Below are 21,108 nucleotides of genomic sequence, written 5' to 3'. Positions count from 1 at the left end.
CGGTAAACCCTTGCGAGACACGCCGTGAACCCATCCCTGGGGGCTCTGCAAAAACATCCTGTTTTTGAAGGTCTCGCAAGGGTTTACCGGGCAGCGACGGCTTCGCATCGACCGATTGTGCGTTGAAGATGACCCGTATCGACTTCTATGTTTTGGCCTCAGAGAATCCCGACGAGATCCAGAACTTTGCCTGCCGCCTGGCCGAGAAAGCGTTCCGTAGTGGTTTGCGGGTACTGATTGCTGTGGATAACGAGCAACAGGCCAAGCAATTTGATGAGCTGCTGTGGACCTTCAGGGAAGACAGTTTCCTGCCCCACGCCCCGCAAAACCTGGATCAGCAGGCCGCCATCGAAATCAACAGCGGCGAAGACCCCGGCCAGCATCACGGGCTGCTGATCAACCTTTGTACAGAAGTACCCGGCTGGTTCAGCCAATTCGACCGCCTTGCAGAAATCGTCTGCCAGCACCCAGACTCCCTCGCCCGCTCAAGAACGCGATACAGTCACTTCCGCGACAGGGGATATCCGTTACAATCCCATAAAATCGCCATTTGATCAGAGCCCGAGCCAAGTGCCATGTCCGGCCGAAAGAAGAATAGAAAACACCGCCACGGTCAGCCGCCCCACGAATTGCTAAGTGAACTGAGCTCACTGCACGAGCTGCTCGGCAGTGATATGGAAGCGGATATTCCTCTGCTAGATCAGGTCGCGAGCCCAGGAAGCAATGACACTGCTCCAAATTCCGCACCCGCTGCGCGGGAACCCCGCGCTCCGCTTGCGCCACCGCGCCCACTGGAAGAGGCCGACCTGCCCATTCTGTTCAGCCCCATTGATGAAGAGCTGACCGACGACTACGCCCCGACCCTCAGCGATGCAGACCGGGAGCTTTTGCGCCCGCTTCAGGATCTTCCGCGCGCACTGGCCACCATGCCCGAGCACACGACTGCCGGGGCAAACGAGCAAGTCAAAGAGAAACCGGAGCCCGAGCAGAGCGAAGTCCGCGGTTCAAATACTGACCTCAAAGAAGAATTCCAACCAGGCCTGTTTGATGCACCACGCCAGCAGGTGCCTCAGCAGGAGTCCCCTCAAGCACCTTCCGGACAAGCGACAAAAGCACCGACTTCCACGGTCGAACGAGGGCAAAAACCGGCGGATAAAGAGTCTGCGGCTGACACAAAACCGCCGGAGAAGGCACATTCCTCCCAGCCCGCTCTCGCCCGCGCGGCCTCGGAGAACCCGTTTCTGCCGCCTCATATCCGCGCGCGCCTGACCGGCGGTCGTATCCCGAAACCGGACGCGGAACCCGCGGTGGCCGCTCCGGAGCCCGAACCTGAAACCGGAGATAACAAGGACGCCGAAGCGGACGAAGAGCCCGGGATCCGTGACAAGCTGATTGAACAGCTGATGGCCGAGCAGCTGCCCGAGCTGGAACGGCAGCTGCGCGCCAATATCACCGCACTGGTCAACGAGATCTATCCGCAAGACGATTGAACCTTCGCCCACCAAATCCGGACTTTCGGAGTGCGTGGTTGCACTACACTTTTGCCCTCCCCGACCCCAGCGGTATAATTCCGCCCCTTTTATTTATTCACTGCCCCCGGAACCGATTGTGACCGGGCGGCCAGCCCATACAACGCAAGGCATTCCCCCGCGCATGGACAAGACATACCAGCCCAACGCCATCGAACAACAGTGGTACAAAACCTGGGAAGAGAACGGCTATTTCAAGCCCTCCGGCGACACCCAGGCCGCCCCCTACTCCATCATGATTCCGCCGCCCAACGTGACCGGCAGCCTGCATATGGGCCACGGTTTCCAGGAATCCATCATGGATGCGTTGATCCGCTACCACCGCATGAAGGGCGATAACACCCTGTGGCAGGTGGGCACCGACCACGCCGGTATCGCCACCCAGATGGTGGTGGAGCGTCTGTTGAGTGCGGAAGGCAAAAATCGCCACGAGCTGGGCCGCGACAAGTTCATCGAAAAAGTGTGGGAGTGGAAGGAAGAATCCGGCGGAAATATCACCCGCCAACTGCGTCGCCTGGGTGCCAGCCCGGACTGGTCCCGCGAGCGCTTCACCATGGACGACGGCTTCTACAAGGCGGTGCAGGAAGTGTTTATCCGCCTGTACGAAGACGACCTCATCTACCGCGGCAAGCGCCTGGTGAACTGGGATCCGAAACTGCACACCGCGATTTCCGATCTGGAAGTACTGAATGAGGAAGAACAGGGCAGCTTGTGGCACTTCCGCTACCCGCTGACCGACGGCTCCGGCCACCTTGTGGTTGCCACCACCCGTCCGGAAACCATGCTCGGCGATACCGCCGTGGCGGTGCACCCGGAAGACGAGCGCTACAAGCACCTGATCGGCAAGACAATCACCCTGCCCCTGGCCAATCGTGAAATCCCGATCATTGCAGACGATTACGTGGACCTGGAATTCGGCACCGGCTGCGTAAAGATCACCCCGGCGCACGATTTCAACGACTACGAAATGGGCCAGCGCCACGATCTGGAAGTGATCAACATTCTGGACCAGGATGCCAACCTGAATGAAAACGTGCCGGAAAAATACCAGGGCATGGAGCGCTTTGCCGCGCGCAAACAGGTGGTGGAAGATCTGGATGCTCTGGGCCTGCTGGAAAAAATTGAACCGCACACTTTGAAAGTGCCCCGCGGCGACCGCTCCGGCGTGGTGATCGAACCCTGGCTCACCGATCAGTGGTATGTGAAAACCCAGCCTCTGGCAGACGAAGCCATCAAGGTGGTGGAAGACGGTGACGTGGAGTTCGTGCCGAAGAATTACGAGAACATGTACTTCTCCTGGATGCGCGACATTCAGGACTGGTGTATCTCCCGTCAGCTGTGGTGGGGCCACCGCATCCCGGCGTGGTACGACAACGACGGCAAGGTCTATGTGGGCCGCTCGGAAGAAGACGTGCGCGAGAAATACAACCTCGGCGATATCGAACTGCGCCAGGACGAAGACGTGCTCGACACCTGGTTCTCCTCGGGCCTGTGGACCTTCGGCACTTTGGGCTGGCCGGAAGAAACCCCGGAACTGGCGGCGTTCCACCCGACCTCGGTACTGGTAACTGGCTTCGACATCATCTTCTTCTGGGTCGCGCGCATGATGATGCTGACCCTCTACTTCAAGAAAGAAGTACCGTTCAAAACCGTGTACGTACACGGGCTGGTGCGTGACGGCCAAGGCCAGAAGATGTCCAAATCCAAGGGCAACGTACTGGACCCCATCGACCTGATCGACGGTATCGACCTGGAAAGCCTGGTGGCCAAGCGTACTTACGGGCTCATGAACCCCAAAGACGCGAAAAAAATTGAAAAGCAGACCCGCAAGGAATTCCCCGAAGGCCTCGCCGCCTACGGTACCGACGCCCTGCGCTACACCTACTACTCACTGGCCTCTACCGGCCGCGATATCAAGTTCGATGTGGGCCGTATCGAAGGCTTCCGCAACTTCTGCAACAAGATTTGGAACGCTTCCCGCTACGTACTGCAGAACTGCGACGGCCACGACTGCGGCCAGGATGGCAGCGAAGATTTCGAGCTGAGCATCGCCGACCGCTGGATCATTTCCCAGCTGCAGCGCACCGAAATTGCCGTAAAAGAAGCTGTTGAAAGCTACCGCTTCGACCTGGCTTCCCAGGCCCTGTATGACTTTGTGTGGAGTGAGTACTGCAGCTGGTACCTGGAGCTGTCCAAGCCGGTCCTGTGGGACGACAACGCCAGCGACGCGATCAAGAAAGGCACACGCCGCACCCTGATCCGCGTACTGGAAACCATCCTGCGCCTGGCGCACCCGCTGATGCCGTTTATTACCGAGGAAATCTGGCAGCGGGTGAAAGACCTGGCAGGCAAGGCCGGCGACACCATCATGTTGCAGCCGTACCCGGAGGCCAACGAGCACCGCGTGGACGAGAATGCCGAAGCGGCCATTGCGTGGCTGAAAGGCGTGATCGAAGGCGTGCGCAATATTCGCGGTGAAATGAATATTTCGCCGGCGAAGAAGATCCCGCTGATCCTGCGCGGCGGCTCCGACCACGATGAAGACCTGCTGAAGCAGACCCGCAGCCTGCTCACCAAACTGGCAAGCCTGGAATCCATCGACTGGCTGGCAAAAGGCGCCGAAGCACCGGCCTCCTCTACCGCCTTTGTGGGCGAGCTGGAATTGCTGGTACCCATGGCCGGCCTGATCGATGTGGAAGCGGAAAGTGCGCGGGTTCAGAAGGAGCTGGACAAGCTGGACAAAGACCTGAAACAGGTTGCCGGCAAGCTGCAGAACCCGAACTTTGTGGACAAGGCACCGGAAGCGGTTGTGAACAAGGAGAAGCAGCGACTGGCGGATCTGGAGAGCACTCGCGCGCGCTTTGTTGAGCAGTTGGAATCGCTGAAGAATCTGTAACCGGATCGGTTATTCCACCGAAAGGCCCATGTGGAATGTTTTGTAGGCATTTCCATGGGCCATGTATATTCCCGCCCGTCATCCCGGCCTTGCGCCGGGATCCAGAATTGCACGGTGCCCAAACTCAGTACTGGATACCGGCTCTCGCCGGTATGACGTCTTTAGGCTAAAGGCCTGCCATCAAGCTAAAGGCTTGTTATAGCGCTAAGGGCTTTTTATAGGGCTAAGGGCTTAGCCGCGAAATAGTCCATCGAATACGCTACGCGCTCATCCACATTTTTTTCCAGCTGCTCCAGGTCCATATCCTCGATATGTTCCAGGCGCGTGCGCAATCCGACACCATTGGCAATCTGAATCGCGAGCCCGGGACGCGCATTGGCTTCCAGCAGCAGCGGTCCGCGTTTGCGGTCCAGCACGATATCGCAGCCGAGGTAGCCAAGCCCGGTCATTTCGTAGCAGCTGGCCGCCAGACGCACCAGCTCTTTCCAGTCCGGCACCTCCAGATCGGCGAAGGGCATCTGGGTATCCGGATGAATCTCCACCCGCATCCCCCGCTGCACCGCGTGGGAGGCCTTGCCGGTAGCGAGATCGACGCCCACCCCCACTGCGCCCTGGTGCAGATTGGCCTTGCCGTCGGAGTCGTGGGTAGAGCAACGGAGCATGGCCATTACCGGGTAGCCGCGGAATACGATCACACGGATATCCGGCACACCCTCAAACGAGTATTTGTCGAAGATAGGGTCGAAATCCACCAGGGCCTCGATCATCACCCGGTCGGGCTTGCCGCCGAGGCTGTAAAGGCCGCTGTGGATATTGCTCACGTGGCGCTGGATATCCAGCGTGGTAACTTTATTGCCAGAGGGTTTTAAGTAGTCTTCCCCGTCACGCCCCACAATCACCAGAATCCCCTTGCCGCCGGAGCCGCGCGCCGGCTTGATCACGAACTTTTCCAGCGGCTCGATGACTTCCATTACCCGCTTGCGGCTGGGCTGGGTCTCGAAGGCGGCAATCAGTTCCGGGACAGGAATCCGGTAGCGCTTGGCCTGGCGCTTGGTGTTGAGCTTGTCGTCGACAATGGGGTATTTATCGCGATCGTTGTACCGCGCAATGTAATGCACATTGCGCGCGTTCATGCCCAGTATGCCGAGCTTCCTCAGCGCAAAGGGCGAGACCAGGCCACCGCGAAAGATAGACGGCAGATGCATCAGCGCACCAGCTGGCGGAACCGCGCCAGTTCACCGAGCCGATAACCGGTGTAGTTACCGACGATCATGATAAAGCCCAGCAATACCAGCAACAGCTCTGGGAAGTTGAAAGTCCAGTGCTCGATATAGCGGTTGGTCATCACCCACCAGGCAATCACCGCTACCAGCAAACTGCCACCTGCCTGCACCACCACCTCATAAGGCCCATCTTCTTCCCACACGATGGACATACGCTCGATGGTCCAGGCGAGAATGATCATCGGGAAGAAGGTCACCGTCAGCGCCTGCTCGATACCGAGCTTGTAACTCACCACACTGATGGCCCCCATCAATATCACCACCGTGACCACCACGGCGGCGATCCTCGCCACAAGGAGCAGGTTGAGCCTGCTGAGATAGAAGCGAATCCACAGGCCGAGGATCAGGATCAATACGAAAATCGCAAGACCGGTAAACAGCTGGGTTTCAATAAAGGCGATGGCCAGCAGCACCGGCATAAAGGTGCCGGAGGTACGCAGGCCCACAAATACTCGTAACAGAACAACCACCAAAGCGCCCACCGGCACCAGCAGGATCAGTTTGAAGATACTCTGCTGCTCGATCGGCAGGCTGTAGATGGAGAAGTCCACCAGGGCTTCTTTTTCCTGGCTGGTGCTCAGCATGGCCACATCGCGGGCGGGAACATCGTTGGAGATTACCGAGAAGGTCACACCGGAATTCCGGCCACCCTCTACATCCAGCAGGCTTTTGCCACCGCGCTGCCAGATAAAGAAGTTTTTTGGCACACCCGGTGAGCCGCTCTGGGGCTCAAAGACCACCCAGCGCTTGCCATCAAAAATTTCCAGCAGGTCTTCCGGATCCAGACGGCGACGATCGTCTTCCAGATACAGTCCGCGAATACGGTGTGCAGGGATATCGGCCGCAGACAGCACCAGCAGGGCGACATCGACGAAAGAGCGGTCCTTGTAATAGCCGAAGATCAGGTTGCGATCCTGATTGCGGTTATCGCTCAGCGCCGTAAGCAGTTCCGAGGTAAAGGTACTGGTGTCGGAGGAGCGCTCGCGGGCGGACCCCACCAGAGAATAAATCGCCTGACGCACCGCTTCCTGTTCACGGGCACCGAGGAGCGGTTTCACGACCTGAGTGCTCAGATCCAGTGGCTGCTCCAGTGCAGCGCCGGGCGTCTGGTGTACATCCAGCTGGTAGAACAACGACTGTACACCGCTGGCCTGGCGCTTGGCCCAGACCGCACGATACTCGTCGTCTTCGCTGATAATATTGAAGCCGTAACCGGAGGAGCTGAAGGTTTCCCCCAGCACTTCCATATTGCGCTGCTCCCGCGGCAGGGTCAGCGCGGCCTTGGCGGGGCCGCCGTCGGCTGTAAAACGCACTTTGGCCTCAATGGTCCACACGGTGCGGTATTCACCGGGCAACAGCGGGAAGCCCAGTTCGACATTTTTATAGATAGTGAGGCCGGCACCCATAAGAGCGAGTATCGCGGCGAGAATATAGACCTGAGCCCGTGGCGACATTCGCCATTCCCCGTTTCAAAATGAATTGCAGCTTTTGGCCGCGTATTTTGCCGATTACCGCAAGTTCTGCCAGTAACCGCGCCACATTTCCGGGGTTACCCGTCAGCAACCATGGGTTATTTACCAACCTCCGGCGCCACACCGTTTCCCTGAACCAGCTTGCGGCTCACATCAACCACTGCGGCATCCTTCAGAAAATTGCGCCCCACCAACAGCGGGAATTCAAACTCTCCACGCTCCACCAGGTTCACCTCCACCATGTGGGTAACTTCACCAATGGTCAGACTCATGTTGACGATGGGGCGACGCTGGCGATCAAACCCGGGCCGCGCGACGCGCACGTGGCGCTTGATCGGCAATTCGATCTTTACCGGCTCCGCATCACCGCCGTCTGAAAGGTTGAAACGCACCCAGTCGCTGCCATCACGCTCGAAAGGCGTCATCTCCAGCACGCTCAGTGAGCAGGTCGCTGCACCGGTATCCACCAGCGCCTTCAGGCGCAGGCCACCGGGCTCAACCACAAAATACTCTTCCGAGCCGAGGACCAGCTTGTCTTTGGCAACGGGTACTTCGACGATTTTCTCGAACTTGCGCTCGATTACCCGTTCCACCACTTTGACCTCGGGTTCGGCGCACACCACAGCCTCCACCGGCGGGCACTGCCCTGACGCATCGGGAGTCCCCTGGGGAGGCGGTGTTTCTTCGAACACATTGGGTGTTTCCGGTAAGGCGGGCTCTGACGGGAGCAGCGTCTCACAACCGGCTAGCAGCTGAACAAGCAGCAACAGGGAAATAGAAGGCAAAAACCGCATCTGTTCTTATTACTACCTTAGGGCGCGGGGTCGGCCCTTTGCACTGTTATCAAGTAATCCTGGCGGTATAACACCGGGTGCTCCTTGCACCCCGAATTTTGCAAAGCCCGGATATTACCTTATCCACTTCACAACTGCACCGGGGGCCCAATCACCCTTTTCGCGGGTTAGGGCGCACAGATTAAGGAAAGGGTAGCCGGCAATCGACGAGACGCGATGGTACCAAGTGGTCACAACGAATCAAGCGACAATCGCCACCACCGTGAAATGTGTGCTGGTCAGCCTCGCACCAGACGCTCGTCTATTTCTGTCAGTTTGGCGACTAGGGTCACACCCGACAGACTGCCACCACGGAAATACTCCTCGGCCATGGGCGCAATACCGCACTGCTCTGGCAATGGCTGCTCAAACTCCACCAGATGGCTCATGCGCGCGAGAAATACGAACTGCAGCCACTGGGGAAATGTCAGGGTATCCACGCAGAATGGCTGGGTGCTGGCCAGGGCCTCGGCGCTGGGCGGGGTTTCTTCCCACAGGCCGAGTGCACGCAGCTCGGCTTCTATTTCGAGCAACAGGGTGGCGATATCCGAATAGATGGATTTCATATCAGGCAACTATCTAACTACAACTATGTATCTAAATGGGGCTAGTTCACAGCACGCCGAAACGGCGGCAGCGAGTCCAGCATGGCACGGCCATAGCGTTTAGTAACAATACGGCGGTCCAGCAGGGTAATAGTGCCGCTGTCCTGCTCGGTACGCAGCAGGCGACCGCACGCCTGTACCAGCTTGAGCGCGGCATCCGGCACGGTGATCTGCATGAAGGGATTCCCGCCCTTGGCTTCAATCCACTCCGCCAGGGCGGCCTCGATAGGGTCATCCGGCACTGCGAATGGCAACTTGGCAATAATCACATGACGGCAGTAATCGCCGGGTAAATCGAGGCCTTCCGCAAAACTGGCGAGGCCAAACAACACACTGCGACCGCCCTTGTCGATACTCTTTTTATGGCTGTCCAGCAATTGCTGGCGAGACTGTACCCCCTGCATCAAAATACGGTTGCGCCAGGTGCCGGGCAGGGACTCGTAGACGGTTTCCATCTGCCGGCGGGAGGCGAATAACACCAGGGCGCCACCCTCTTTATCTCCATCCAGTAACTCCGGAAGCGCCTCGATTACCGCGTTGGTGTGCAGGTCGGCGTTGTTGGCCTCCACGGCGTCCCTGGGTACACGCAGTTCCGCGCGGGAGAAATCAAACGGGCTGGGTACGATTTCGTAACTGGCATTGTCCGGCGTGCCGGCGCGCATTTTCAGGCGATCAAAGCGACCCAGCGCGGTGAGCGTGGCAGAGGTCAGCACCGCGCCATAGCAGCGGCGCCACAGGCTGTATTCCAGGGTTTTGCCGGCGAGAATCGGTGAGCTGCACACTTCAAAATCGAAAGAACCACCCCAGTCCACCAGGGTGATCCAGCGCGCCTGGGGCACAGAGCCCTGGTCTTCCCTTGAATAATTGGCCCACAGTTGCAGGTTCGCCTCGGCGCGGCCGTGCCAGCCGCCGAGTACCGGGTACCAGCGCTCCAGATCGACTATGGGCACCGGGCTGTGGGCGTCTTCCATCATGCGCTGGGCCACCTGCACCATTTTGCCCAGCAGCGCCTCCATCTCGTCGAAGTCCTCGCGCAATTGATCCGCGAGTTGCTGCAGGGATTCCGGTACCACACCGCCCTCAAAGCGGAAGCGGGCACTGCGGGACTGCTGGCCGCCGCGGCCGCGCTCTTCCTCGAATTCACACAGGTCTTCAATGAGCGGCCAGGCCATTTCCATTTTCTGTTTGGCGGACGTGAACAGCGCGGGCAGCTCTTCTCCGGCGCGGTCCAGCTCGCCGCCATCGCCAATCTCGCCCAGCAACTGGCTCAGATTTTTGTTGGCCTGGTCCAGCCAGCCGGTGGTGGCTCCCACGCGGCTGTGGTGGGCAAAGTGATTGAGCGCCTTGTCCGGCAGGTGGTGGGCCTCGTCGAGCACATAGATGGAATCTTCCGGTGCCGGCAGAATGGCGCCGCCGCCCAGGGCAAGGTCTGCCAGTAACAGATCGTGATTGGCGACGATGACGCGGCTTTTGCCCAGGCTTTCGCGGGCGCGGAAGAAGCTGCAGCTGCTGACGTGGGGACAGCGACGGCCGCTGCACTGGCGGTGGTCGGTGGTCACCCGGCTCCAGTCTTCCCCTTCCAATGTGTCTTTCCAGTTATCGCGGTCGCCATCCCAGCGGCCACTGGCCAACTCATCGGCCATCTCCCGATACAGTTTGACGCCCGCCTCGTCCACCTGGGGCTTTTCGTCCTCGTACAAGGCAAGGGAGGCACCGACACCGCTGGAGGTGAGTTCGGTGAGTAGCTGATCGAGCTTGGACAGGCACAGGTAGCGCCCGCGGCCCTTGGCCAGGGCCACATCAAACTTGAGGCCAGAATGACGCACCAGCTCCGGCAGATCCTTGAGGATGATCTGCTCCTGCAGGGCCACGGTAGCGGTGGAGACAACCAAGGTTTTGTCGTGGGCGATGGCCATGGGGATGGCCGCCAGCAGGTAGGAGACGGTTTTACCGGTACCGGTGCCCGCCTCCACCACGCAGATATGCTGGCCGTCGGTCTTGCCGTGGTCCCGCTCACCGGCGCCATTGCGCTCGATGCCGCCGAGGGCGCGGGCGATCGCTGCAATCATCAGTTTCTGGCCGTAGCGGGCTTTCAGCTCGCGGCCGCTGAGAAACTGACGATAGGCGTTCTGGATGGATTCTTTGTCTTTATCGCTGAGCACTGGGGACCGACTGAACCTGCACTAAAGGAGTAAATCAGCCGGGCATTATCCATGCTTGCTTAGGATTGCGCCAATCAGGATTCCGCTCACTGCTCGAAAGCGAGCCGCGAAACCACCGGGTTGGCGTAGCCCTGGATGGCCTTGTCCCGCCAGCGCTCATCGATAGCAGCCATACGCTGTTCGAATTGCTCGCGGATCTCCTGGTGCTCATCCGGGTGCCAGGGCTTGGGGGGATAGCCCACCGGTACCTGAGGCGCCTCCCCGTAGATCATCTGGTAAGCGATCAGGTTGGTCGGATGCAGCACATAGTTTCCGATAATCTGGCGATCGATCTCGTCCGCCAGTGAACCCACGTCATTGAAATCCCCTTCAATCGGGGTACCGAAGGCCGCATGGACATGGCCCTTCTTGCCGACCACACCCTTGCCGATGCTGCCGAGATCTTCATGGGCTTCCTTCTGGTACTCGTCCTGGTGCTCCTTGATGTACAACTCACGGGCCTTGTAGCGGTCACAGGGGTCCCACTCATAGGAGATTGACAGGGGCACGATATGCAGCTCGCGCCAGAACTCCGCAAAAGGCTGCTCCTTGGGCTTGGCCATGGCAAACATTGCCGCCAGTGCGGGGTTGGTGCGGTCCAGGCCGTCTTTGGCGCGGCCGGCCCGCTGGGCGATCCACACGTGCTCGTTGTCGTTGACGATGGAGTGATGGATGTATTTTGACAGGGTCGTGGCCGCGGTCAGTTTTTCGCGGCGGCTACCGGAGCTGCGCTTCACCACAAAACACTTGTTGAGCTTCATGATATCCGCGGCAAACTGCTTGGAGAGGAGATTGTCGCCGATGGCAATACGGGAAGTCTCATGCCCTTCCTTGAACATGGCGAGAATCGCCAGCGCAGGATCCATGGCAATGTCCCGGTGATTGCTGACAAACAAGCAGGCGCGGTCCCGCGGCAACGTATCCAGGCCCGAGATAGAAAGGCCACAGCTGGTGCGATTGACCGCCTTTTCCAGATACTTGGCGATGACCTCCTGCACGCCCCGAATATTGTGGGCGTTGCGGAATTCGAAGCGCACAAACTGGCGCACCAGCCACGCAAGCGGACGCTCCAGCTTGCTTGCGGCGCCGGGGAGCAGGAAATGGGCCACTACCCGGGACATTTCCGGGTCTTCTACCAGGCGACGCAGCGCGGCGCGCGCTTCATCATCGCGGTACGGGCGGATTTCATCAAACTGACTGGGGTCGATATTTCTCGCATTCATATGGAGTAGTGCTACCTGCCAACTTCAGCGCGCCGAGATTCAGGCCCGCCACGCTCTGGCTCATTCTTATTGTGGCCCAGCAAATACGCTCCGATGCAATACCGGGGCAATATCGAGATAGAGCCGGGCGAAACCGGCGCAGAACATACCGGATGCGGCGAAGAACTGCCAGCGCCAGCCGCGACTCACAGGTTACACACCTGGCGAATGGAGAAATTTTGCCGCTACCGGCCACACCGGCACCACTATAGACATATGCGGAGCCGGCCCCGAGAATAGGCCGCTTCAATAACAAGAAACTGACTTGGCGCCCCGGTCACAAGCCGGACGGCCAGTACCCTGCTTGCCACTAGGAGACCACCTTGAGTCACACCAGTTCCAGCGAGTCGCAGCACGACTCCCGCAAACCCAGCCTGCTGGATGCCCTGATCCCACTCCTGATCCTGATCGCCCTGCTGTCCCTGTCCGTATATTTCTACGGCGCCGATTCATCGTACGGACCCAACCAGATTGCCCTGCTGCTCTGTGCTGGCGTGGCCGCAATGGTGGGCATGAAAAATGGCTTCACCTGGAAAGAAATGGAAGGCGGCATGCTGCACGGCATGAGCCTGGTGTTCGGCGCCATCCTGATCCTGCTGGCAGTCGGTGCGCTGATCGGCAGCTGGATTCTCGCTGGCACCGTACCCTCGATGATCTACTACGGAGTGCAGTTGCTCTCCCCCCAGTGGTTCTACGCTGCCAGCTGTATCATCTGTGCGGTTGTCGGTCTGAGTATCGGCTCCAGCTGGACCACCGCGGGCACCCTGGGTGTGGCGCTGATGGGGATCGCTGCGGCGCTCGGCCTGAACCCGGCGATTACCGCCGGTGCGGTGATCTCCGGCGCCTATTTCGGCGACAAAATGTCGCCGCTATCTGACACCACCAATGTGGCCGCCGCGGTAACCTCCAACGACCTGTTCCTGCATATCCGCCATATGCTGTGGACCACCATCCCCGCTTTCACCATCGCCCTGATCATTTTCGCGGTGATCGGCCTCAGCTCCAATACCGGCCACGCCTCCGCAGAGGACATCCAGACACTGCTTGGCGCCCTGCAAGATGAGTTCAGCATTTCGATCGTGAGCATGCTGCCCCTGGTGCTGCTGCTGGCGATGGCGTGGAAGAAAGTACCCGCTTACCCGACACTGATCATCGGGTCACTGGTGGGCTGCCTGATCGCAATGATCTTCGAGCCCAATGCCACACGCCAACTGGCCGGGGGAGAAGGCACTCTCAACCTGTTGAAAGGCGCCTGGCACAGCCTGTTCGACGGCTATAAATCCACCTCCAGTAATGAAGCCGTCGCCTCTCTGCTTTCCAAGGGCGGAATGAGCAGCATGCTCAACACAATCTGGCTGATTATTTCCGCCATGGCGTTTGGTGGCGTGATGGAGCGCGCCGGCTTCCTCGAGCGAATCGTCAACTGGGCGCTGTCCGGGGTAAAAACCGTGGGCGGCCTGATCACCTCCACCGTCCTTACCTGCTTCGGCATGAACGCAGCCGCCGGTGACCAGTACATGGCCATCATCATTCCCGGGCGCATGTTCCGCGAGGCATTTGAAGGCAAGGGCCTGCACGGCCTGAACCTGTCGCGCACCCTGGAAGACTCCGGCACCATTACCTCTGTACTGATTCCGTGGAATACCTGTGGCGCCTATATGAGTGCCACCCTCGGCATTGCCACTTTCACTTACGCGCCCTTCGCCCTGTTCAATATCATCTGTCCGCTGCTCGCCATTGCCTATGGCTGGTTGCACTTCAAGCAGATGCCCCTGGGCGTGCAGCAACCCCTACAAGATGCAGAAAAAGCCTGAAGTATCCAATGGCCAACACATTAACCGACCTGATTACCGATGCGGATTTTGATCTGCGCTGGTTTGACCTGGGGCGCCGTGTGCGCCCCATTTCAAAACGAGATGCGCTGAGTTTTGAAGAGGGCGCCACCCCCTGGCCCCACCCCTATCTTCGCCAGGCCTGGTGCGGCCTGCTTCTGACACCGGTAAACGCTGACAGCGAAAGTGCCGCAGAGCCGGCGGTATGGTTCCTCAGACTGCCACTGGATGAGCAGGGAAAATTGCTGCTGCCGATTCGCGACCGCTTTTTGCGTGAGCTTCAGCAGGCCCTGGATCCGTCTCACTCGCCAGCGCGCAGTGGCGGCGCCCCAGCCAAAGCGCTGCAACAGGCATTGGAAAACAGCGGCCTGATGTTTACGCCGGCGGCGGACAAGCGCGCAGTGTTTCACGCCAAGGCCGCGAGGGTACTGCAGCGGGCTGCCAGCGATCACTTCCCGGCCGCCAAGGCCTATGCCAAAGATCCCGCGGCATTTCCCTGGGAGCAACTGGCTCTACAAGGTCTGGCAGATCTGGCCGTGCGCTGGGATAAAGAGCAGGCAAACCTGGCGGCAAATCTGCCGCGTTTTGCCGCCCCCGCCCTGATTTCCCTGTGCCAGTGCCTGGAAAGCGAGGCCGTGGACCATCAACTGGTGGAGCCGTTGATCGCCCGCGCAAGACAATCCCTGGAATCGGACACACCGGATTTCAATCTGGTGATCGCAGTCATTCGCGGTATCTCCCACAGCCCCGCCAGGGGTATGCGGCAGCAGTTTTTATCCTGGATACTGGAAGACAACCCCGCCGGGTCCGCGACTCAGCCGGAAGTACTTGCAGCCATAGGCAGCCGCTGCAGCAAAGATCTCGCGCTACCCGCGCTGGCCAGGAGTTGGCTGGAACGGCTCAGTGCCAGTCAGCCCCAGGAGACCTTCAATCTCCTGCTGACCGACTTGCTCTTCCTTCCCCAACTGCGCAATGTGTTGCTGGGCGTGCTCCGAGACCCGGAGAGACAGGAATCTGTTGCCGTGTCCTTCGGGCGTTTTCTCCAGTCGGGCACCTGATTCCTGCGAGCGTTGGCGACCCATAAATCGGCCAAACGCACCCTCTTCTTCCACCTCACTCTCTTTCAATTTCCTCGCGCGCATGAAAAATGCGCGCAATTCAACCTCAGTGCTCCGGTGAATTTCATCACGTTTTGAATTTTCTGGCGCCGCCTTCTGCGCAAACTGGCGGCAACGAAGGAAAAAAAATTCTTTTTCACTTTACTGAAAAAAAATAATACCCACTCTGCAATGATGCAGTGTGGCTGTTAAACGTAATTTGGCGTTTAACCCTTTAAATTCAGGCCCACTGGGACGACAAACTGGCGGCGTTTTTATCCTGAATTCACCTGTGGCGGCTATTTTAACCGCGCGCCTATTACACTCCATTGGGCGGTATGTTTGTAGAAAAGATTTTTACAAAGCACACCAAACAGGTGACGTTTTATTGTCTATGCTATTGACTAACATCAACGGAAAGGAGTTAGGGGATGAATTTCACTCCAGCCAAGTACTTAACCGGAATTATTTGTGCACTGGTCCTCGCAGGTTGTTGTGCACCGGCTCCGATGCCGGCCGCCTGCCCTCCAGGATCAGAGCAAATTCCGACTTCCATGGCTTGTCCTGCGGACGCGGATTGCTGGATGGCATCCGATAATGTTCGCTGTATGAAAGTGGTTAAATAATCACTCTCTGACAGGTTCATGCAAATGCCGCTTTTCGAAGCGGCATTTTGCATTCTGGACCCCACAAAATTTTCCCACGTAACTTTCATTTCACCACCAGCGGCTCCCGAGCGTCACCATCGCTTCACATCCTACCCCGGTATTCCCTGCTACCTTCCAAGCCAGTTTCACCCCATTTTTGTAGAATCTTGCTACGTTCCTGTATCTGATTTGCACAACCATTACAGGATCACCTCACTCTGGTCGCGTAGGCCGTTTGTCGCTAATATCAGCAGCTTTCCTGCCGAACTCAGAAATTATTCAGCGAAGAAATTTTGACCATGGATGCTCTACCTCTGTCTGCCGCCATCACTTCCCTGCAACAGCACAAGGATAAAAACCGCTGGTCTCTGCGCGACCTGTTTGCCTCTAGTCCTGAGCGGGCAACCGCGTTCAGCGCGGAAGCTGCCGGAATCTACCTGGACTACAGCAAGAACCTGTTGAGCCCGGACACACTGCAAAAGCTGCTGGCGTACGCCGATACCGCGCAACTGAAACAGCGAATTGACGCGTTGCTCTCCGGCACAAATATCAACAACACCGAGCACCGCCCGGCACTGCACACCGCACTGCGCTTTCAGGGCGAGCCGCAGACAGAGCACGAGCAGGCGGTAGCGGATTGCCGCGTGCAGATGGCCAGGTTCGTTGAACAAATCCACAGCGGCGCCTGGACCGGGTTCAGTGGCAAGCGTATTCGCCATGTGGTCAATATCGGTATCGGCGGCTCCGACCTGGGCCCGCGCATGGTATGGGAGGCACTGCGCCCCTGGCACAACCCGGAGCTGACCGTACACTTTGTGGCAAATATCGATGGCGCCGACCTGAGCGATACCATTGCTCCCCTGCCCGCTGACGAGACTCTGTTCATCGTCGCCTCCAAGTCCTTCTCCACCCTCGAAACCCGCCAGAACGCCCTTTCAGCACGCCAGTGGGTGCTCGACGCCGGGTGTGCAGAGTCCGATCTGGAAAAGCACTTTGTCGCGGTGAGCAGCAATATCGTCGCGGCCCAGGACTTCGGCATCGCCGCACAGAATATTTTCCCCATGTGGGACTGGGTCGGTGGCCGCTACTCACTCTGGTCCGCCATCGGGTTGCCTGTCGCCCTGGCCTGCGGGTTTGAGGTGTACAGCGAGCTGTTGGAAGGTGCCAATGCCATGGACCGCCACTTTGCCGAGGCGGAGTTTGCACAGAACCTGCCGGTGCTAATGGCACTGATCCATTTCTGGTACCGCCAGTGCTGGAGCGCAGGCAGCCTCGCAGTGCTTCCCTACGCCCAGCGCCTGGCCAAGTTCCCGGCGTGGCTGCAGCAACTGGATATGGAGAGCCTCGGCAAGAGCGTCACCCGTGACGGCCAACCGTTGCCCTATGCGAGCGGCGCTGTGATCTGGGGTGCCGAGGGCAGCAATGGCCAGCACTCATTCCATCAGTTGCTGCACCAGGGCACGGATATGATTCCGGCAGATTTCGTGGCCATCAAGGAACCGACCTCAGAGCTGAAGGAACAGCACCAGTGGCTGCTGTCCTGCTGCCTGAGCCAGAGCCAGGCACTACTCAAGGGCAAGTCCCTCGCGGAAGCGCGCAGGGAGCTGGAAGCCTCCGGGCACACCCACAAAGAGGTTCACCAGCTGGCTCCGCACAAGGTGGTTCCCGGCAACCGCCCGAGCAACACGCTGATTCTGGAAAGGCTCGATCCGTTCCACCTGGGCAGTCTGCTGGCGCTCTACGAGCACAAGGTGTTCACCTTTGGCTGCCTGCTGGATATCAACCCGTTTGATCAGTGGGGTGTGGAGCTTGGCAAAGTGCTTGGCAATGGTGTCCACGACGCCATGGAGCATGGCGTCCCAGAGGCGTGGGACGGGTCCACGGCAAACCTGTTCAAGCGCCTGCTGCAAAAATAATTCAGCAACCGATCTATGCCCAAATTGCTCCCGGCAAAGTACAGACCACGCACGGCGAAACTGGCGCCGGAACTGAAATCGCCAGTTTTCGCCCTCTCATCCGTCACAGTTATGTAGTCGAAAAAGTATGGCGGCTTCCTGGCCACGCCAGCCAGCGTAAGCACTTCGGACAGAACAAGCAGCGACGAGTAACACGTGAATGAAGAGCAAACCCAAGCCCTCCCGCCGCAGCCAGCAGAGCTACGGCAAGTCGGACAAGGACGGTTTTATCCACCGCTCGTGGATGAAAGCCCAGGGCTACCCGGACCACGTGTTCGACGGTCGCCCCATCATCGGCATCTGCAACACCTGGTCTGAAATCACTCCCTGTAATTCCGGTCTGCGGGAAATCGCCGAATATGTAAAACGCGGTATCTGGGAGGTCGGTGGAGTACCTCTGGAGTTCCCGGTTACCAGCCTCGGTGAAACCCAGATGCGCCCCACCGCCATGCTGTTCCGCAATCTGCTGGCCATGGACGTGGAAGAATCCATCCGCGGCAATCCCATCGACGGCGTAGTGCTGCTGGGTGGCTGCGACAAGACCACCCCGGGCCAGCTGATGGGCGCCGCCAGCGTCAATTTGCCTACCATCGTTGTCTCCTCCGGTCCCATGCTGAACGGCAAGTTCCGCGGCCGGGATATCGGCTCCGGCACCGACGTGTGGAAATTCTCTGAAGCGGTGCGCGCCGGAGAAATGAGCCAGGAAGACTTTATTGCCGCAGAGAGCGGTATGTCCCGCTCCCGCGGCGTGTGCATGACCATGGGTACTGCCTCCACCGTATCCAACCTGGTGGAAGCCATGGGCCTGAGCCTGCCTTACAACGGCTCCATACCCGCGGTGGACGCCCGCCGCCAGGCCATGGCACATATGAGTGGTCGCGAAATCGTGCGCCTGGTACGCGACGATGTGCGCATGAAGGACATCGTTACCAGGGATTCCCTGATCAACGCCATCAAGGTGAACTCCGCGGTGGGCGGTTCCACCAATTCCGTGATGCACCTGCTGGCACTGGCGGGCCGATTGGAAATTTATCTGCAGCTGGAAGATTTCGACCGCTACAGCCGCGACCTGCCACTGCTGGTGGACCTGATGCCCTCGGGGCGCTTCCTGATGGAGGACTATCACTACGCCGGCGGCCTACCCGCGGTGATGAAAAAAATCGGCAGCCATCTGGATTTGAACGCGGCGACTGTCAGCGGAATAACCCTCGGCGAGCAAGTTGAAAACGCCGAGTGCTACGACGACGAAGTAATCCGCGATATCGACAACCCGGTAAAGGAAAACTCCGGTATCTGGGTGCTGCGCGGCAATCTCTGCCCCCAGGGGGCAATCATCAAACCCAATGCCGCGTCACCGGAATTACTGAAACACACCGGCCGCGCCGTGGTGTTCGAATCCATTGAGGATTACCACGCACGCAAGGATCTGCCAGAGCTGGATATCGACGAGCACTGCATCATGGTGCTGAAAGGCTGCGGCCCCAAGGGTTATCCGGGCATGCCGGAAGTGGGCAATATGGCGCTACCGAAAAAGCTCCTGGAAAAAGGGTTCAAAGACATGCTGCGTATTTCCGACGCGCGCATGAGTGGCACCGCGTTTGGCTCTGTAATCCTGCACGTGGCACCGGAAGCCAGCGCCGGCGGGCCACTGGCCGTGGTTCAGAGTGGCGACCTGATTGAATTCAACGGCGAAGCCCGCAGCCTGAATCTGAAAATCTCCGACGCGGAGCTGCAGGCCCGTCTTGTGGAGTGGAACAACAATACACCCGCTCCCACCTACCAGCGCGGCTACGCGAAACTGTACGTGGATACGGTGCTGCAGGCAGACAAGGGCGCCGACCTGGACTTCCTGGTAGGAGGCTCAGCTGATGTAGTCTCACGGGAGTCGCACTGATGCCAATCGCCGGGCATCAATCAGTACAATCAAACGCTGAAAGATGACTGGCATTCCGGCTATTCGACTACTTTCCCACTATTCAGTAGCGGTTTGATCAGGTCCATCGGTAGCGGGAACACAATCGTAGAATTCTGCTCCCCGGCAATATCAATCAGCGTCTGCATATAGCGCAGGGTGATCGCATTCGAGTTCTTGGAAAGCTGGTCGGCCGCCTCGGTCAATTTTACCGCCGCCTGCGCTTCACCTTCCGCATGAATTACCTTCGCCCGGCGCGAACGCTCCGCCTCTGCCTGACGCGCAATCGCGCGGATCATGCTTTCATCCAGGTCGATGTGTTTGATTTCCACATTGGTGACCTTTACACCCCAGGCGTCGGTCTGCTCATCGAGGATTTTCTGGATATCCACATTGAGCTTGTCGCGTTCGGACAGCATTTCATCCAGCTCGTGCTTGCCCAGCACCGAGCGCATGGTGGTTTGGGATAACTGGCTTACCGCCTCGTGATAGTTTTCCACATTGATGATCGCCGACTGTGGATCGATTACCCGGTAGTACACCACCGCGTTCACTTTGACCGACACGTTATCCCGGCTTATTACATCCTGAGTGGGCACATCCATCACCACCACACGCAGGTCCACCCGTTCCATGGTCTGGAGTACCGGGATGATAATGATCAACCCCGGGCCCTTGACCGCCTGGAAGCGGCCGAGAAAGAACACCACCGCACGCTCGTATTCCCGCAGGATTCGAATCGCGTACATGATTAGCAGTACGACCGCCAGAATCAGCAGGCTGGCAAAGTAACTGACCATAAGAATGCTCCCTTTTCGCCTAATAAATGGCTTATTCCGGTTGAACCTGCAAAATCAATCCGTGTTCGGCGGTGACCGTCACCAGCTGCCCTTCGGTCAACAGGTTGTCGCAGCGGGCCCGCCAGATTTCACCGTCGATCTTTACTAAAACCTCCGGCTCTATTTCGATCACTACCGCGGTACGTCCCACCATCGCCTTGTTCGCCGCCACCTTGGGTTGACGCAGACTGTGACCGACCGCGTACAACAAGCCAAGCAATCCCAGTCCGCTGACTGCGGCAATGGAACCAATCAGCGCCTTGGATACCCGCATGCCCGGCACGTCGCTGTCGATCAACAGCACCGAGCCGATGACCAGAGCGACGACGCCACCAATACCCAATGCGCCAAAGCTCGGTACGAACAGCTCCGCGGCAATTAACAGCGCCCCCACAATGATGAGCGCAAGCCCCGCGTAGTTGATTGGCAAAACCTGCAGCGCGTAAAACGCCAGCAGCAAACAGATGACTCCGACCACGCCGGGCACGATGGCGCCGGGGCTATAGCCTTCGAAGATCAGGCCGTATATGCCGATTAGCAGCAGGATGTAGGCCACCTGGGGGTTGGTGATCAGAGACAACAGCTCATTGCGCCAATCGGGCTCGTACGCAACGACCGGTAGCTCGGCGATGCTGCCGGCAATCTGCTGCTTGCTCCCGTTCAATACGATTTCACGATTTGGCAATTGTTGAATTAACTGCTGTTGGTTATCCGCCACCACATCGATGACGTTTTCCGCCAGCGC

15 protein-coding genes are annotated in these 21,108 nt (G+C 58.7%); 7 read left to right on the top strand and 8 right to left on the bottom strand.

Annotated features, from left to right (window positions below):
- Positions 1–128 precede the first annotated feature (128 nt).
- The 3 genes from ACXAG1_RS16830 to ACXAG1_RS16820 all read left to right on the top strand — a co-directional run bounded on the left by ACXAG1_RS16830 (position 129) and on the right by ACXAG1_RS16820 (position 4,425).
- A complete protein-coding gene (locus ACXAG1_RS16830; RefSeq protein WP_475120329.1) occupies positions 129–554 on the top strand; it encodes a DNA polymerase III subunit chi in 426 nt (141 codons plus the stop codon).
- 21 nt (positions 555–575) lie between these two features.
- The gene (locus tag ACXAG1_RS16825; protein WP_475120328.1) at positions 576–1,490 is read left to right on the top strand and encodes a hypothetical protein; all 915 of its coding nucleotides are present in this window, start codon (positions 576–578) and stop codon (positions 1,488–1,490) included.
- Positions 1,491–1,653: 163 nt separating this feature from the next.
- The gene (locus ACXAG1_RS16820) at positions 1,654–4,425 is read left to right on the top strand and encodes a valine--tRNA ligase (RefSeq protein WP_475120327.1); all 2,772 of its coding nucleotides are present in this window, start codon (positions 1,654–1,656) and stop codon (positions 4,423–4,425) included.
- 215 nt (positions 4,426–4,640) lie between these two features.
- On the opposite strand, the gene ACXAG1_RS16815 is transcribed toward ACXAG1_RS16820, so the two are convergent.
- The 6 genes from ACXAG1_RS16815 to ACXAG1_RS16790 form a co-directional block, all read right to left on the bottom strand.
- On the bottom strand, positions 4,641–5,630 hold the full coding sequence (locus ACXAG1_RS16815) for an alpha-L-glutamate ligase-like protein (protein WP_475093582.1): 990 nt from the start codon (positions 5,628–5,630) through the stop codon (positions 4,641–4,643).
- Entirely contained in the window at positions 5,630–7,162 is a 1,533-nt protein-coding gene (locus ACXAG1_RS16810) for an inactive transglutaminase family protein (protein ID WP_475093583.1), read from the bottom strand. Before ACXAG1_RS16810 ends, ACXAG1_RS16815 begins: the two co-directional genes overlap by 1 nt.
- A 116-nt stretch (positions 7,163–7,278) precedes the next feature.
- The gene (locus ACXAG1_RS16805) at positions 7,279–7,974 is read right to left on the bottom strand and encodes an ATP-dependent zinc protease family protein (RefSeq protein ID WP_475093584.1); all 696 of its coding nucleotides are present in this window, start codon (positions 7,972–7,974) and stop codon (positions 7,279–7,281) included.
- A 278-nt stretch (positions 7,975–8,252) separates the two neighbouring features.
- Entirely contained in the window at positions 8,253–8,579 is a 327-nt protein-coding gene (locus ACXAG1_RS16800; RefSeq protein WP_475093585.1) for a YqcC family protein, read from the bottom strand.
- Positions 8,580–8,620: 41 nt separating this feature from the next.
- Entirely contained in the window at positions 8,621–10,780 is a 2,160-nt protein-coding gene (gene dinG / locus ACXAG1_RS16795) for an ATP-dependent DNA helicase DinG (RefSeq protein ID WP_475120326.1), read from the bottom strand.
- An 86-nt stretch (positions 10,781–10,866) separates the two neighbouring features.
- Positions 10,867–12,042, bottom strand: a complete 1,176-nt coding sequence (locus ACXAG1_RS16790; protein ID WP_475093587.1) for a 1-acyl-sn-glycerol-3-phosphate acyltransferase — start codon at positions 12,040–12,042, stop codon at positions 10,867–10,869.
- A gap of 362 nt (positions 12,043–12,404) precedes the next feature.
- Between ACXAG1_RS16790 and nhaC the strand changes: the two genes are divergently transcribed.
- The 4 genes from nhaC to ACXAG1_RS16770 all read left to right on the top strand — a co-directional run bounded on the left by nhaC (position 12,405) and on the right by ACXAG1_RS16770 (position 19,506).
- Positions 12,405–13,895, top strand: coding sequence for a Na+/H+ antiporter NhaC (gene nhaC / locus ACXAG1_RS16785; RefSeq protein WP_475093588.1), 1,491 nt, complete (start codon positions 12,405–12,407; stop codon positions 13,893–13,895).
- A gap of 8 nt (positions 13,896–13,903) precedes the next feature.
- A complete protein-coding gene (locus ACXAG1_RS16780; RefSeq protein WP_475120325.1) occupies positions 13,904–14,971 on the top strand; it encodes a DUF3549 family protein in 1,068 nt (355 codons plus the stop codon).
- 985 nt (positions 14,972–15,956) lie between these two features.
- Complete coding sequence (gene pgi, locus ACXAG1_RS16775) at positions 15,957–17,573, top strand: glucose-6-phosphate isomerase (protein WP_475120324.1); 1,617 nt, start codon at positions 15,957–15,959, stop codon at positions 17,571–17,573.
- A gap of 199 nt (positions 17,574–17,772) precedes the next feature.
- A complete protein-coding gene (locus ACXAG1_RS16770; RefSeq protein ID WP_475120323.1) occupies positions 17,773–19,506 on the top strand; it encodes an IlvD/Edd family dehydratase in 1,734 nt (577 codons plus the stop codon).
- Positions 19,507–19,565: 59 nt separating this feature from the next.
- On the opposite strand, the gene ACXAG1_RS16765 is transcribed toward ACXAG1_RS16770, so the two are convergent.
- Both ACXAG1_RS16765 and ACXAG1_RS16760 read right to left on the bottom strand, forming a co-directional pair.
- Complete coding sequence (locus tag ACXAG1_RS16765) at positions 19,566–20,324, bottom strand: slipin family protein (protein WP_475120322.1); 759 nt, start codon at positions 20,322–20,324, stop codon at positions 19,566–19,568.
- A 31-nt stretch (positions 20,325–20,355) separates the two neighbouring features.
- On the bottom strand, positions 20,356–21,108 hold a 753-nt coding region (locus tag ACXAG1_RS16760; protein WP_475120321.1), incomplete at its 5' end, for an NfeD family protein.

Source organism: Microbulbifer sp. ABE4_465 (genome assembly GCF_056160765.1).
The sequence above is the reverse complement of the archived record's forward strand: the minus strand, read 5'-3'. Positions and strand labels throughout refer to the sequence as shown.

Excerpts from the sequence above, each read along its gene's own strand:
- pgi (WP_475120324.1), top strand. The coding sequence starts at position 15,957 with ATGGATGCTCTACCTCTGTCTGCCGCCATCACTTCCCTGCAACAGCAC.
- ACXAG1_RS16805 (WP_475093584.1), bottom strand. The coding sequence starts at position 7,974 with ATGCGGTTTTTGCCTTCTATTTCCCTGTTGCTGCTTGTTCAGCTGCTA.
- ACXAG1_RS16800 (WP_475093585.1), bottom strand. The coding sequence starts at position 8,579 with ATGAAATCCATCTATTCGGATATCGCCACCCTGTTGCTCGAAATAGAA.
- ACXAG1_RS16770 (WP_475120323.1), top strand. The coding sequence starts at position 17,773 with ATGAAGAGCAAACCCAAGCCCTCCCGCCGCAGCCAGCAGAGCTACGGC.
- ACXAG1_RS16765 (WP_475120322.1), bottom strand. The coding sequence starts at position 20,324 with ATGGTCAGTTACTTTGCCAGCCTGCTGATTCTGGCGGTCGTACTGCTA.
- ACXAG1_RS16810 (WP_475093583.1), bottom strand. The coding sequence starts at position 7,162 with ATGTCGCCACGGGCTCAGGTCTATATTCTCGCCGCGATACTCGCTCTT.
- ACXAG1_RS16790 (WP_475093587.1), bottom strand. The coding sequence starts at position 12,042 with ATGAATGCGAGAAATATCGACCCCAGTCAGTTTGATGAAATCCGCCCG.
- ACXAG1_RS16830 (WP_475120329.1), top strand. The coding sequence starts at position 129 with ATGACCCGTATCGACTTCTATGTTTTGGCCTCAGAGAATCCCGACGAG.
- ACXAG1_RS16825 (WP_475120328.1), top strand. The coding sequence starts at position 576 with ATGTCCGGCCGAAAGAAGAATAGAAAACACCGCCACGGTCAGCCGCCC.
- ACXAG1_RS16815 (WP_475093582.1), bottom strand. The coding sequence starts at position 5,630 with ATGCATCTGCCGTCTATCTTTCGCGGTGGCCTGGTCTCGCCCTTTGCG.
- ACXAG1_RS16780 (WP_475120325.1), top strand. The coding sequence starts at position 13,904 with ATGGCCAACACATTAACCGACCTGATTACCGATGCGGATTTTGATCTG.
- ACXAG1_RS16820 (WP_475120327.1), top strand. The coding sequence starts at position 1,654 with ATGGACAAGACATACCAGCCCAACGCCATCGAACAACAGTGGTACAAA.